This window comes from Parapedobacter pyrenivorans (assembly GCF_014636865.1).
GTDB lineage: Bacteria > Bacteroidota > Bacteroidia > Sphingobacteriales > Sphingobacteriaceae > Parapedobacter > Parapedobacter pyrenivorans.
The window spans coordinates 414,408-428,522 of sequence record NZ_BMER01000002.1; the positions used below are offsets into that span (position 1 = coordinate 414,408).

Sequence of the window (14,115 nt, forward strand, 5' to 3'; positions counted from 1 at the left end):
ACCATTGAATATGAACAGACTTACGTTTCGTGTCCAATTAGGACGATACGCCATGCTGCTGGCCGTGTTACTTACCGCTTTTGGTGTTTCCAATGCCCAATTCGGGCAGCAGGTACAGTGGTCCGAAGACGGCAATTCCATCGTGAAGGTAGTGGGGGGCGAAATTGTCCAGGAAGCGATAGCCGACCCCCAGCAACGGACCGTTTTGGCTTCAAAGGCTGACTTATCACCTATGGCAGGCAGTGCACCTCTGGCAATCCGGCGTTTTACGATGGCCGGTGATGGCAATAAAATCCTCATCAATACCAATACGCAACGGGTATGGCGCTACGATACACGGGGCGATTATTGGGTATTCGACAGGCGGGACAAGTCGCTCAGGCAACTGGGTAAGAATCTACCCGAATCATCGCTTATGTATGCCAAACTATCACCGGATGGCAAAAAGGCCGCTTACGTCAGTGGTCATAACCTCTACGTCGAGGAGCTCAGTTCGGGAGCTATTTCGCCGCTCACCAACGACGGTAACGACCGCATCATACACGGCACCTTCGATTGGGCATACGAGGAAGAATTTGGTTGCCGGGACGGTTTCCGTTGGTCGCCCGACGGTAAACGGATAGCCTATTGGACCATCGATGCGCGGACCATCCGTAATTTCCTGATGATCAATAATACAGACTCCATCTATTCGTTTACCATCCCCGTGGAGTATCCCAAAGTCGGCGAGGCACCTAGCGGTGCCGCTATCGCTGTGGTAAACGTAAGCAACGGCCATACCGTAAAGATGACTATTCCCGGAGACCCCGTACAACATTACCTCCCCCGTATGGAATGGGCGGCCGCCAATGACGAACTGGTCATCCAGCAACTCGACCGCAGGCAGCAGGAAAGCAGCATCTACCTGGCCAATGCCGTGAATGGTGTATGTACACGGATTTATCACGAAACGGACAATGCGTGGATAGATAGCAAGGCCAGGTGGAACGACGATGACCCCACCGGATGGGAATGGATAAACGATGGAAAGGAGTTTATCTGGGTGAGCGAAAAGGATGGCTGGCGCCATATCTATCGCATTGATCGCCAAGGAAACGAGCAGCTTATCACTTCTGGCGACTACGACGTCATCGGCATCGACCTGATCGACGAGGCCGGTGATTATTTCTATTTTTCGGCCTCGCCGGAAAACGCCACCCAAAAATACCTGTATCGCGTAAAGTTAACAGGCGGCGAAGCAGAACGAGTTACGCCGGCCGGACAAACCGGAACACATAGTTATACCCTATCGCCGAACGGCAAAATGGCGCTGCACCGGTTCAGCAGCCGCACGTCCACCACCAACGGCCAGGTAGTAGACCTGCCTGCCCATCACACACTCGTTGCCGGCCAAACCAACGAGTTGCCGGCAGGCACGCCGGAAGCTGAGTTTTTTAAGATCACCACCACCGACGGTGTGGAAATGGACGGCTGGATGGTTAAACCTGCAGATTTCGACCCTTCAAAAAAATATCCGGTGGTGTTTTATGTATATGGCGAACCTGCCGGACAAACGGTTACGGACAACTTTGGAATAGGCGGTAACAGACTCTACCAAGGAAGCATGGCCGAGGACGGATACCTTTATATTTCCGTGGAAAACCGGGGTACACCCGCACCTAAAGGACGGGCTTGGCGCAAAGCCATCTATAAGAATATCGGCATCCTCAATATCCGTGATCAAGCCATGGCCGCCCAAGAAATCCTGAAGTGGCCATTCGTCGATTCCACCCGTGTTGCCGTATGGGGATGGAGTGGTGGCGGATCATCTACGCTCAATCTACTCTTCCAATACCCGGAAATATACCAAACCGGCATCGCAATCGCTGCCGTGGGCGATCAATTGATGTATGATAATATTTACCAGGAACGCTACATGGGCCTCCCGCAAGACGATCGCGAACCCTTCATCCAGGGATCACCGGTAACTCACGCGAAAAACCTCCGGGGCAATCTGCTCTATATCCATGGTACCGCCGACGATAATGTACATTACCAAAATGCCGAACTGCTTATCAACGAACTGATTAAGCACAATAAGCAATTTTCGCTTATGGCGTACCCCAATCGCAGCCACAGTATCAGTGAGGGCGAGGGCACAGGAGAACACCTGTCAACGCTCTATACCAATTACCTCAAGCAACACTGCCCGCCGGGAGGACGGTGATCATACAGAAACACAAAATAACAGACGATTGTGAAAAGACTTTTTATCCTTCTCTTGCTTGCAGCGGCATCCAAAACGAGTATCGCACAGCTATTTGTACCCGCAAATCAGCTTTTCAGCCGTGGTGATTCCCTGCGTGGCCAACTTACGCCCTTACGTACCTGCTACGATATCAATTACTACCACCTCAATGTACGGGTAAACCCTGACAAGCGATATATCAGTGGCGCTAACCTTTTCCGATTTACGGCGATGGACAACATCGAGCGTTTGCAGTTCGACCTATTCGACAACCTGCGCGTGGACAGCGTGGTGTACCGCGGAGAAGAGTTGCCCTTCAAACGGGAATTCAATGCGGTATTCGTGGATTTTCCCCGCCTTATTCAAAAAGGCAGCATCGATTCGTTCACCGTATATTATTCCGGCAATCCCGTGCAGGCCAAGCGGGCTCCCTGGGACGGTGGCTTCGATTTCAAGAAAGACAGCAACGGCAAGCATTGGATTGCTACCGCCTGCCAAGGACTGGGAGCTAGCGTATGGTGGCCAAACAAAGACCATCAATCCGACGAGGTGGACAGCATGCTGATCAGCATCAGCGTTCCCAACGGTCTTACCAACGTATCCAATGGGCGATTCAAAGGCAGCGAAGATCTTGGCGATGGTTACACCCGTTTCAATTGGTTTGTCAGCAATCCGATCAACAATTACAATGTAGCCGTCAACATTGGTGACTATGTCCACTTTGCCGACACATTCCGAGGCGAAAAGGGTATACTCGATCTCGATTATTGGGTACTGCGTGAAAACGAAGCCAAGGCCAGACCGCATTTCAACGCCAATGTGAAACCCATGCTCCAAGCATTTGAACACTGGTTTGGTCCCTACCCTTTTTACGCGGATGGCTTTAAACTTGTAGAAACCGCCCACCTCGGCATGGAGCACCAAAGTGCAATCGCCTATGGCAACAAATACCAAAACGGCTACCTGGGCAGAGACGGCTCCGGGACCGGATGGGGAAACAAGTGGGATTTCATCATTATCCATGAGGCTGGGCACGAGTGGTTTGGCAACAACATCACGTCAAACGATCTCGCCGACATGTGGATACATGAGAGTTTCACAAACTACTCCGAATCCCTTTACATCGATTACCATTTCGGTAAGCAAGCTGGCCAGGAATATGTGCATGGCAACCGCCGGGGTATCCAAAACCTTGCCCCCATCATCGGCAGCTACCACGTAAATAATGAAGGATCGGGCGATATGTACAATAAGGGCGGTGTACTGCACAATATGGTGCGCACCATCATCAATGACGACGAAAAATGGCGACAAATTTTGCGGGGACTTAATAAGCGGTTTTATCACAGCACGGTAGACTATAAGGACATCGTGGACTACATCAGCGAACAGTCTGGAAAAGACCTTTCGAGTGTCTTTGCCCAATATGTGCGCCACGCGAATATCCCCACGCTCGAGTTCTATTTCACAAAAGATGGCAAGGCCTCTTGCCGTTGGATTGCCGACGAACAGGGGTTCGATATGCCCGTACGCATCCGCACTAAGGGCGGGCAATACCAATTCATCCAGCCCACGCGAAGACTCACCCCCATCAACATCCCGGGGCTAACACGCGACAACTTTGAAATCGACACCTTTAATTTTTACATCGGTGTGCTGGTGAATCAATGAGGCCTATTGTTTAGCCAGTACGGCTTTACGGTTATCGAGCGTATGGACACGATTGATGAACGCACAGAATTCGCTGTACCGCGCTGCCGGAAACATGCCTTCGTTGAGAACCAATTTGCGGTAGTATCGAAGTTGATTACCCGCCTGCACTACGGAAGTCTGGTATTGTCCAAATGGACTTTCGATTTCCTCGTTCCAGGCATCCGTGACCGCCATAAATCCATCGGGTAAGGTATAGGTAATCCGATCCTCATCCGTGTATCCCCTATTGATGTATAGCGGAAGCCGGCGGTCTTTGACCGTTGGCACTGTAGGTTGCCGATTAAATATATTGGCGGTGAGAAAGACCTGTCCGCCGCTTTCGGGAGCATACTTCGGTAATCTCAGCTCAAATGCCTCAACCAGCGCAGGTATCTCGCCGATGGGCTTTTGATAGCCAATGCCGCTGAAGTCGATGTGATCGACATCGTAAGCCCCCTTCAGTAACTTCACCTGCTCGCCCCCATTGCTTTCCGCGATTTCCAAATGATTGTCGTATTGCCCGGCAGTGAAAACCGTCTCCATGTGCCCAGAAAGTGTCCCATCTTCATCCAATACCAAATCCACCCGCCTGTGTTGCGTGCTGACATCTGCCCCATAACCGGGCGTACGCAGTAACCGCCCACCAGTTGGCGTACAAGCCCATACAGTGCGGTCATCCGTAAAAGAACCCAGGTAACCAAACGGAAGACGTTGGCTTGTGCATTCCAGCCAGGTCGTATCATTTTCAAATGGCAGGCAAAGGATAATGTGATTGCCCTGCTCCATACTGGCAAAATCAGGTCGGATATCGCGTTTGGCGTTGCCCGCCTCCACAATGCAATAGTAAGATGGAACATTGGCAACCGCCAGTAAAGCCTGCATATAATTGACCAATCCCTTGCAGTCGCCATAGCCCAATCGGTCCACCTCACTTGCTGCCATGGGCTTGAAGCCACCGATACCGATCTGTACGCTTACATACCGGGTCTTACGCTGCAGGTATTCATACAGCACCTTCGCTTTTTCCTTGTCGGAAGCCACTCCCTGCACCAATTGCCGCACCGTTTGAACGGTTGTCTCCGGAAGTTTCAATCCACCGGCCAGGAGCGCTTGGTATTTCCATTTACCGAGCTCCTCCCAATTGGAATAATGTCCCTCCTGTTTGTAGTAACTGAAATCCACAGGGGCGATTCTAACCGTTGTTTTATAGGTATGCGGGTCTGGACTGTAAGGCTCATACCGTTGCGCAGGCAGGTTGGCAACCGTCCAGGTCATGGTTTTCCGGCCATCGAGGCTCCCCGATACCGGTTCTTCCGTGTAGTTAGTGGCGCTGACCCTCAACTCATCCGATTCTTTGCAGACGAATGTATATTGACTGTGTTGCACGGCTACATCCCAATAAGCATCCGGTCGCCAGGCGGGAATGATCAGGTTTTGCTTGAGTTCCAGCTCGTACTCATACGTTACCGTATAAGGGTACGCGGTGACGGCCGGCAGGAAATACTTCACCCGGGTGTCTTCGTACAACGAAAAATTGCTTACCGCACTCTCGTCCTTGAAATCCCGTTGGGTAAATTTGCCAATCTGGAATCCATCGGCATCGAATACTCGTCCCGACATCTGTTTGATTACCGTTTGCTTGTCATAATAGATGACCAACCTGGCCTTATCCTCGCCTCCCCTGTTGAAAACGGTAATCGCTTGCTTTACGTGATAGCGCACCTTGGTTGGCGTGACCATATCCACCGTGATCGCCTCCCCGCGTACCACGGCATCTGCACGGCTTTTCATTGCGACGGGAATATCCGATACCGCGTATTCGGATTGTGCTTGCACCTGCGATGCCATTGCCAATAGGGCTATTCCTATGAATATCGTTTTCATTACCCGCCTGTTTTCTGCAAAACCACGTCTATCTTTTCCTGCTGTATGATCCGGCTGAAAAATTCTTTTAAGGCAAAATAGCTTTCGGGCGCGTAAGTAGCATGATTCAAGGCGAGTAGCTGCGAAAACGTAAGTGTTTCGCCCGCCAATTGCGTTTGCGTGAGATACCTGCCCCCCTTGTTTTCCAATACCATATTATAGTCATCCGGCTTCGCTTTCAGTTCGTAGCCGGATGGCAATTTGATGGTCATTAAAACACGCTCCTCGCTGGCGGCGCCCATATCCACGGGATAAGTGCGCTCATCCAGGTTGAACGGGTTTTTGGTTACCCGGTTGATAAAAAAGGGATTGAAAAATAGCTCCGGTGCATTCAGCCCGTCGTACAATTTCACCTCCACATCATAATGTTCTACCAAGGGTTCTTCCACCTCGGCCACACCCTTGATTTCACCCCCCAAGATAGTGAAGCCGGTCTGTATTTCGTCGATGTGTTCGATATATTCTTCAGTAGTATTATAGTTGGCCAATTCCCGCCGTTTGTGCAACGCGGTATAGCCGTGGCTATGGGTAACCAGTTGACCTGTCAACCGCCCATCAGGATGCAATTCTGCCGTTAGTGTATACTGGGTAGTCGACTTCTGGGATGACTTTGGTTCAATCCAGTAAGACGGTTCTTTCAGATTGACCACACGGGCCTTGCCATTGATGCAATGCAAGGGAAGCAGACCAAACGGCAAAAACGGATCGGATGCGTCCAACAGGTAATAGCTGTCGCCAATGTTTACCTTAGCCACCACGTAGTTGAAATCGCTGAGTACGGGGTGTATGTCATTGACCACGCCATTATCCCGCGTCGACAGCATGACCGCCTCGGCATCCAATCCAGCGGCACGCAGTCCTGCGATAAGGGCCAGATTGATATCGCCGATATTACCGGACCGCCGTTCGAGCGCATTTTTGATATTGTTTTCGCTATACTTTCCGAGGTAGCGGTTCCATTTGATATTCCGCTGTAGATAACGGTATAATGCCTTGGCTTTACCCAGGTCATCCGAAGCGTCTGCCAAGATGGTAGGCAAGATCGACTTAAAGACATTGTCGCGTTTCATTTGGCCGCCAAAGTCCGGATGGCTCACCAATTCCCGGTCAACATTTCGCCACTCCTTCGTGATCTTAATATTCGACCCATCAAGCCTGTAAATATCAGAAAGTTCAAAATAAATAGCTGATTTAAAATTCATTGCAGAAGTCATATAATCTTCTTCTACGAATGCTGGAATGTTTTTCATGCCATAAGTCATGTGCGAGCAGTCGATATCACGGCCGGCAATCCGGAAACATCCGCTCTTCAATTTGGCATCCTGGATATCAAGCGGATAAGGGCCACGAAGGATAACGTTGTAGGTGTACATTCCGGGGATCAAAGCTTCAAATAGGCTATTGACTTTCGGAATGTCATCTTGCAGCTGCCACGTCTTGAAATTGAAGATGTGCGGGGATACCAAGCGATAACTGTATTCGATGATACTACCATCCTGTAGGCTAGGAAAAGTAAATTTAGTATTGGTTAAATACTTACTCACTTCCTCCTTGAATAACTGGCCTTTATCCAATGGTATGGAAACCACACGCCCATGGTTGATATTGATGGTTACCGCCTTGATTTCTGATAGTACATCGGTGCGCTCCCCGCTTTCGTCTTTATAAGCCGGCAGGACGATATCGGCATGTTCATAACCGTCGCTGTTGAAAATCTTTATGCGTACGTGGTAATCCACGATCAGCTCAGTATACCCTTTGGTATCATTATATACCATAAAGGCTTTACCGTACTCATTCAGTACCGCCGCATTGGAACTGCTATCCAGGTCGTTTTTTGCAAGCTTCACATCGGCTGGCATAAGTGAGCCAAAAACAAAATCCTGGGCATGCAAACAGGCATGGAAAAGCACCAGAAAGGCTGAGATCAAATAGGCTTTTATCATCGTTGAAACAACTAATTTAGGGTATCTACATTAATCAGATATAAATCGGATAATGTGGTTAAAGTTATCAGTTTTTTTGGTAGGTTTGCACCTAATTTGAAAATCTTATCATATTTGCCGGATGGGCTTATTTAACTGGTTTACACAAGAAGTTGCTATTGATTTGGGTACGGCCAACACACTCATTATCCATAATGACAAGGTGGTGGTGGATGAACCATCTATTGTTGCATTTGACCGTACCACCAACAAGGTCATCGCGATAGGCCGCCAGGCCATGCAGATGGAAGGTAAGACGCATGACAACATCCGGACGGTAAGGCCGTTGAAAGATGGCGTAATTGCGGATTTCAACGCGGCCGAGCACATGATACGGGGTATGATCAAAATGGTGAATAACGGCAAAGGCTGGTTTTTCCCCTCGCTGAAAATGGTTATCTGTATCCCCTCCGGCATTACGGAGGTGGAGAAACGGGCGGTACGCGACTCGGCAGAGATTGCGGGCGCCAAAGAAGTTTACTTGGTGCATGAGCCGATGGCCGCCGCCGTGGGTATCGGCATTGATGTCGAAGAACCCATGGGCAACATGGTCATCGATATCGGTGGCGGCACCACAGAAATCGCCGTTATTGCGCTGTCGGGCATCGTTTGTGACCAGTCCATTCGCGTAGCCGGAGATAATTTCGATTCCGACATCGTGCAGTATATCCGCCGCCAACACAACATCATGATTGGCGATCGCACAGCGGAAAAAATAAAGATCGAAGTCGGATCTGCTCTGCCCGAACTCCAGGATCCTCCTGCTGATTTCGCCGTGCAGGGACGTGACCTGATGACAGGCGTACCCAAGCAGATCACCGTCTCCTATACTGAAATTGCCCATTGCCTGGATAAATCCATTTCCAAGATAGAAGAAGCAATATTAAAGGCACTGGAAATCACGCCTCCGGAACTTTCTGCCGATATTTACCAGACAGGGATTTACCTCACCGGCGGTGGAGCCTTATTGCGGGGATTGGATAAACGGATACAAGCGAAGACCAAATTGCCCGTACACGTGGCGGAAGATCCGCTTCGCGCTGTTGTAAGGGGTACCGGAATCGCCTTGAAAAACGTCGGCACATTCAAGTTTTTGATGCAGTAAGCAAGCCAACTTCCGAGGTATGAAGAACCTTTGGCTAATTCTCAATAAATACAATGCATTCTTTTTATTCGTTGTATTTTTTGGGTTAGCGTGTTATTTGGTTATTCAAAACAATTCGTTTCAGCGCGCATCTGCCGTCAATTCATCAAACCAGCTCGTCGGCGGTACCTATGAAAAAATCAATGCATGGAAGAGTTACCTGCACCTTCGGGACGTGAATACGCATCTGGCCGAAGAAAACGCTGCGCTGAGGGAGCAGCTACAGCGCTTCACAGCAACGGACAGTATTGTGCAGGGCACGGTAAGTGATACCGCTCGGGGTGTACAATACCATTATGTTGTAGCCAAGGTCACCAATAACAGCATTCATCAAAAAAACAATTACATCACACTTGACAAGGGCCGGATACATGGCATCGAAAAAGGCATGGGTGTCATCTCTTCCAACGGCATCGTGGGCATTGTCCTCAATGTATCCGAGCATTTTTCTACCGTCCAATCGCTCCTTCACAGTGAAACCCGCATCAGTGCAGCCCTGGAAGACAGCCGCGCATTTGGTTCACTGATGTGGGGCGACAACTACGATTCCCGCACGGGTGTGCTCAAAGACATCCCCAATCATGTGAAAGTAAGGAAAGATGAACTGGTTTATACATCCGGTTTTTCACTATTTCCGCCGGGGATATTGGTGGGTAAAGTTGTCGAAACTGGCCTTTCGGGCGGCGATAGTTTCCTCGACATTAAGATTGAATTCAGCACACAGTTCCATAACCTTCAACAGGTATACGTTGTGGACGACTTATTGGTCGACGAAAAAACCGAACTGGAATCTCAAAACGACGACAATGGCTAAAGTTTTTTCATATAATGTCGTCCGTTTCATTGTGCTGGTAATGCTACAGGTCTTTCTATTCAAGAATATCGGATATTATAATTTAGCTACGCCCTTCCCATACCTATTGTTTCTCTTGCTACTTCCCGTGGGAATATCCAATTTTCTACTCTATGTCCTCGCTTTTATTACCGGCATCACTGTGGACGCCTTCTATGACACCTTAGGGGTTAATGCCGCGGCATGTGTGGCCCTGGCGTGGGGACGTATTATTTTCGTGCGCATCACCTTACAAACCGACCAATATGAAAACTACATGACGCCCATTGTCGGAACGGTATCATTTCGATGGTATCTACTCTACGTATTTATACTCTCCCTGTTCCATCATACGGCTTTGTTCTTACTGGAAACCTTCACTTTCCATCAATTCCATTACACGCTCACCCGTATCTTATTAAGTTGTATATTTACAACCATTATCATTTTATTATTCAGTCTCCTGTTTTACCGGAAAAAGCAGCGTTAAAGCTGGCCATAAGGCATCTACATACAAATGAACGGTCTCTTTGAGCGAAAATACATCATACAGGGCATTTTCATTGCAGTGGCGATCGTTATCGCCTCGCGGTTGTTTTACCTGCAATTGATTGATGAGACCTACCTGCTTTCGGCAAATAACAATGTCCTGCGGAAAATGGTCATCTATCCCGCACGCGGGGTCATCCTCGACCGGGAGGGAAAGGTACTGGTTCAGAACGAACCCGTTTATGACCTATTGGTAACACCACGGGAGGTCGTAGACCTCGACACGGCGCTATTGTGTGAACTCGTTGGAATCGACCGCGAGGGGTTTGAACGGCGGATGACTACCGCACGTAACTATTCACCCTATAAAGCTTCCCAGTTTGAGAAACAGATACCTGCGTCCGCTTATGCCAAATTGCAGGAGCATCTTTATAAATTCAGGGGCTTCTATGTACAGAATAGGACGGTACGCAATTATCCCGATAGCATTGCTGCACAATTCCTAGGATATATCCAGGAAGTCAACGACCGCGATATCGAGCGGTCAAATAAATTTTACCGACCGGGCGACTATATCGGTGCGACAGGTGTAGAAAGCGCATACGAAGAACTGCTAAGGGGCCAACGTGGGGTCAAAAACGTGATGGTCGACGCATTCAACAGGCCCCAGGGGGTTTTCGCGGAGGGCAAGTACGACACCCTTGCCGTTGCGGGCGACGAGTTGGTCTCTTCCCTGGACAAGGAGCTGCAAGTCCTCGCTGAAAAATTGATGCGCAATAAAATTGGGAGCGTGGTGGCTATCGAACCCGCCACAGGTGAGATCTTGACGTTTGTAAGCAGCCCAAGTTACGATCCCAACATGATGGTCGGGCGTGAACGAGGGAATAATTACATGAAATTATTGAATGACCCCTTCAAGCCCATGTTTATCCGCCCGATCCAGGCTCAGTACCCGCCGGGTTCGATATTCAAGGTGGTCAATGCGCTCACGGCCCAGCAAGCCGGAATGATCGACGAACACACAATTTTCAATTGTCCGGGCGGGTATCGCTATGGCGGTGGCCGCGCGATCATGCGCTGCACGCACGTGGATGGATCGATTCCACTGGTTACGGCCATCCAAAGATCCTGCAACACGTACTTCGGCTATTCCTATGCGCGGATGATCGACCATCGCAACTTACCCACTGCGGAGGCATACACCCTATGGCGCAATGCCGTGATGAAATTTGGTATTGGGGAGTCGCTTGGTATTGATTTGCCCGGCGAGAAAAGCGGCCTGCTACCCACGGCAGACTACTACACCAAGCGCTATGGAAATGCCAGATGGGGGTCGGGGTTCAACATATCACTCTCCATCGGGCAGGGAGAAATGGGTGTCACTCCCCTGCAGATGGCTAATATCATGGCCATTGTGGCCAACCGCGGCTTTTACTACCGTCCACATCTCATTAAAGCCATCGGCGAAAAGAAAATCGCCAAACCTGAATTTACGGAAAAGATTTCAGCGGGGGTTGATGCCAAATATTACGAACCCGTAGTTGAGGGGTTGAGCCGGGCGGTAAACGTGCCGGGCGGCACCGGTTATTCCGTGCGGATCGCCGACATCGAAATGTGTGGAAAAACAGGAACCGCCCAAAACCCACATGGAGCCGACCACGCGGTATTCTTTGCTTTTGCTCCTCGTGATAACCCGAAAATAGCGATAGCTGTCGTCGTAGAAAACGCTGGATATGGTGGGGTTTGGGCTGGGCCTATTGCAAGTATGCTCATCGAGCAATACATCAAAGACACCATCACCTTGCCCAAATACATCCAAGACCGGATCTTCAATGCCGACCTTTTGCCCAAACTGGAAACCGGGAAGTCCACGGAAGCCGACAAGGTTACATCCAGCCGTCGTGCAGATCCAAGAAAGGACCCCGAAGAGGAACCCCTATTCGTCCATCATCGCATCTTAGCAAACAGGCATGACTAATCCACATCGCAATAAGCTATTTGGCGGAGAGGTAGACTGGTTCACCATTTTACTCTGGTTGCTACTCTGTGTCATTGGATGGTTCAATATCCATGCTGCCGTCTTTGATCCTGAGCATCCCGGATTGTTCAACATGAACACCAACTATGGTAAGCAATCCATCTACATTTTTTCGGCCATGATCATTGCCGCTACGATACTCATCGTCGACGCCAAGTTTTACAGCTCCTTTTCACCCGTATTTTACGCGATTACCATCTTACTACTCATTGCGGTGCTCATCGTCGGACGCAATGTAGGGGGCAATCAAGCCTGGATACCCATCGGCAGTTTCCGGCTGCAGCCTTCCGAATTTGCCAAATTGGCCACTTGCCTGCTACTGGCCCGGTTTCTCAGTGCCCATAGCAACAAGTCCCCAAACCTCAAAACACTATTGGTCGGTGCTGTCGTTATTATGCTGCCAGTCGTATTGGTACTGCTGCAACCGGACACCGGGTCGGCACTAGCTTTTTTTGCATTGGTATTCGTATTCTATCGAGAGGGTTACATATCGGGTCCCTGGATGCTATTCGGTGCCTTGGCTATCCTGCTATTCGTGCTCACACTCGCGTTCAATCAGTGGGCTGTCATTGCAGTTGCTGCCGCCATCACCGGCCTGGGCATTTATTATTTCCGGAGAAAGCGAAAAATAATAACCAGCCTTGTCATACTTTTTGTCATTTCCGCCACTTATGTCTTTTGCGTAGAATTCGTTTACGATAACATACTTCAATCCCATCAACGTGATCGCATCAACCTTATATTAGGGCAAATGGACGACCCGAGGGGTATTGGCTATCAACTCAACCAATCTAAAATTGCAATCGGATCCGGGCAATTTTGGGGCAAAGGCTATCTTCAGGGTACACAAACGAAATACAATTTCGTACCTGATCAAAGCACGGATTTCATCTTTTGCACCATTGGAGAGGAATGGGGATTTGTAGGATCGATGGTCGTGATCGGCATCTACCTCACGCTCCTGCTGCGTATTGTCAATATCGCCGAGCGTCAACGGACTGCCTTTGCCCGCATCTATGCATATGGTGTCGCCAGCATCTTATTTTTTCATTTTGCCATCAATATCGGCATGACAATCGGCATCGTACCCATCATCGGTATTCCCCTGCCTTTCATCAGCTATGGCGGATCGTCATTATGGAGTTTTACGATTTTGCTTTTTATTATGCTGAAATTTGATGCGAATAAGAAAGGAATTGCCTGATAACCAAGTACCAAATGCGTGGCCCCGCAAGGGATGCAGGGCACTACGCAAATGGCTGCACACATGAATGACTACAAATCTAATAGGATTTTGCGAAAATCCTAAATTTTTTGTAAAATTTTTATTATTTTTTTATCGATTAGCCGTATACGCTTACAAATCTTCTTGCTCGTCCATGGGTACGTCGCGAATAAAATCATCATAATAGGGATTGTCCTGATCTGAATAAGTGCCGTAGGCATTCAACAAAAAGCCTTTCTGCCCATCGTCAGCGCGCATAGCATAGACAACGGACATATCAGCAGGATCGGATTCCCCTTCAAACCGGTACACCTTGATAATCGTGAGCTGGGCAGACCGATAGGTATTCGGTATTCCGTCAAAATGGGCGTGCTCACCGGTAATGATGAGCTCCCGCCCGTAGCCTTTTTCGTCGAGGCGTTCCAACACTTTGGAAATCGGAGTCATTGATCTGGATGTACTCATGCGTGGGTTCTTTATTGAATTAACACGGGAATCCCCGGAATGTTTAGGTTGTCTCATCGCCACAACAAACTCCCCGGATAATTTACTACCTTTAT

10 protein-coding genes are annotated in these 14,115 nt (G+C 49.2%); 7 read left to right on the forward strand and 3 right to left on the reverse strand.

What is annotated here, in order from left to right:
* The first annotated feature begins 10 nt into the window (after window positions 1-10).
* Both IEV98_RS13605 and IEV98_RS13610 read left to right on the forward strand, forming a co-directional pair.
* The gene (locus IEV98_RS13605) at window positions 11-2,206 is read left to right on the forward strand and encodes a S9 family peptidase (protein ID WP_371870669.1); all 2,196 of its coding nucleotides are present in this window, start codon (window positions 11-13) and stop codon (window positions 2,204-2,206) included.
* Window positions 2,207-2,236: 30 nt separating this feature from the next.
* Complete coding sequence (locus IEV98_RS13610; RefSeq protein WP_188506544.1) at window positions 2,237-3,898, forward strand: M1 family metallopeptidase; 1,662 nt, start codon at window positions 2,237-2,239, stop codon at window positions 3,896-3,898.
* Window positions 3,899-3,901: 3 nt separating this feature from the next.
* On the opposite strand, the gene IEV98_RS13615 is transcribed toward IEV98_RS13610, so the two are convergent.
* Window positions 3,902-5,803 (reverse strand): DUF3858 domain-containing protein, encoded by a 1,902-nt coding sequence (locus tag IEV98_RS13615; protein ID WP_188506545.1) that lies wholly within the window; start codon window positions 5,801-5,803, stop codon window positions 3,902-3,904.
* The gene (locus IEV98_RS13620) at window positions 5,803-7,788 is read right to left on the reverse strand and encodes a transglutaminase family protein (RefSeq protein WP_188506546.1); all 1,986 of its coding nucleotides are present in this window, start codon (window positions 7,786-7,788) and stop codon (window positions 5,803-5,805) included. Before IEV98_RS13620 ends, IEV98_RS13615 begins: the two co-directional genes overlap by 1 nt.
* Before the next feature lie 121 nt (window positions 7,789-7,909).
* Between IEV98_RS13620 and IEV98_RS13625 the strand changes: the two genes are divergently transcribed.
* The 5 genes from IEV98_RS13625 to rodA are packed head-to-tail and all read left to right on the forward strand — an operon-like array spanning window position 7,910 to window position 13,534.
* Complete coding sequence (locus IEV98_RS13625; RefSeq protein WP_188506547.1) at window positions 7,910-8,932, forward strand: rod shape-determining protein; 1,023 nt, start codon at window positions 7,910-7,912, stop codon at window positions 8,930-8,932.
* Between the two features lie 19 nt (window positions 8,933-8,951).
* Complete coding sequence (mreC, locus tag IEV98_RS13630; RefSeq protein WP_188506548.1) at window positions 8,952-9,785, forward strand: rod shape-determining protein MreC; 834 nt, start codon at window positions 8,952-8,954, stop codon at window positions 9,783-9,785.
* Window positions 9,778-10,293: a rod shape-determining protein MreD gene (locus tag IEV98_RS13635; protein ID WP_188506549.1), complete on the forward strand. Its 516-nt coding sequence runs from the start codon at window positions 9,778-9,780 to the stop codon at window positions 10,291-10,293. The genes mreC and IEV98_RS13635 overlap by 8 nt, the downstream gene beginning before the upstream one ends.
* A 27-nt stretch (window positions 10,294-10,320) precedes the next feature.
* Window positions 10,321-12,270, forward strand: a complete 1,950-nt coding sequence (gene mrdA, locus IEV98_RS13640; protein ID WP_188506550.1) for a penicillin-binding protein 2 — start codon at window positions 10,321-10,323, stop codon at window positions 12,268-12,270.
* A complete protein-coding gene (gene rodA / locus IEV98_RS13645; RefSeq protein ID WP_188506551.1) occupies window positions 12,263-13,534 on the forward strand; it encodes a rod shape-determining protein RodA in 1,272 nt (423 codons plus the stop codon). The genes mrdA and rodA overlap by 8 nt, the downstream gene beginning before the upstream one ends.
* Before the next feature lie 153 nt (window positions 13,535-13,687).
* Here the strand turns inward: rodA and IEV98_RS13650 are convergent, their stop codons facing one another.
* Window positions 13,688-14,020, reverse strand: coding sequence for a hypothetical protein (locus IEV98_RS13650; protein WP_188506552.1), 333 nt, complete (start codon window positions 14,018-14,020; stop codon window positions 13,688-13,690).
* Window positions 14,021-14,115: the final 95 nt, after the last annotated feature.

Excerpts from the sequence above, each read along its gene's own strand:
- IEV98_RS13605 (WP_371870669.1), top strand. The coding sequence starts at position 11 with ATGAACAGACTTACGTTTCGTGTCCAATTAGGACGATACGCCATGCTG.
- IEV98_RS13615 (WP_188506545.1), bottom strand. The coding sequence starts at position 5,803 with ATGAAAACGATATTCATAGGAATAGCCCTATTGGCAATGGCATCGCAG.
- IEV98_RS13620 (WP_188506546.1), bottom strand. The coding sequence starts at position 7,788 with ATGATAAAAGCCTATTTGATCTCAGCCTTTCTGGTGCTTTTCCATGCC.
- IEV98_RS13625 (WP_188506547.1), top strand. The coding sequence starts at position 7,910 with ATGGGCTTATTTAACTGGTTTACACAAGAAGTTGCTATTGATTTGGGT.
- mreC (WP_188506548.1), top strand. The coding sequence starts at position 8,952 with ATGAAGAACCTTTGGCTAATTCTCAATAAATACAATGCATTCTTTTTA.
- IEV98_RS13635 (WP_188506549.1), top strand. The coding sequence starts at position 9,778 with ATGGCTAAAGTTTTTTCATATAATGTCGTCCGTTTCATTGTGCTGGTA.
- mrdA (WP_188506550.1), top strand. The coding sequence starts at position 10,321 with ATGAACGGTCTCTTTGAGCGAAAATACATCATACAGGGCATTTTCATT.
- rodA (WP_188506551.1), top strand. The coding sequence starts at position 12,263 with ATGACTAATCCACATCGCAATAAGCTATTTGGCGGAGAGGTAGACTGG.
- IEV98_RS13650 (WP_188506552.1), bottom strand. The coding sequence starts at position 14,020 with ATGAGTACATCCAGATCAATGACTCCGATTTCCAAAGTGTTGGAACGC.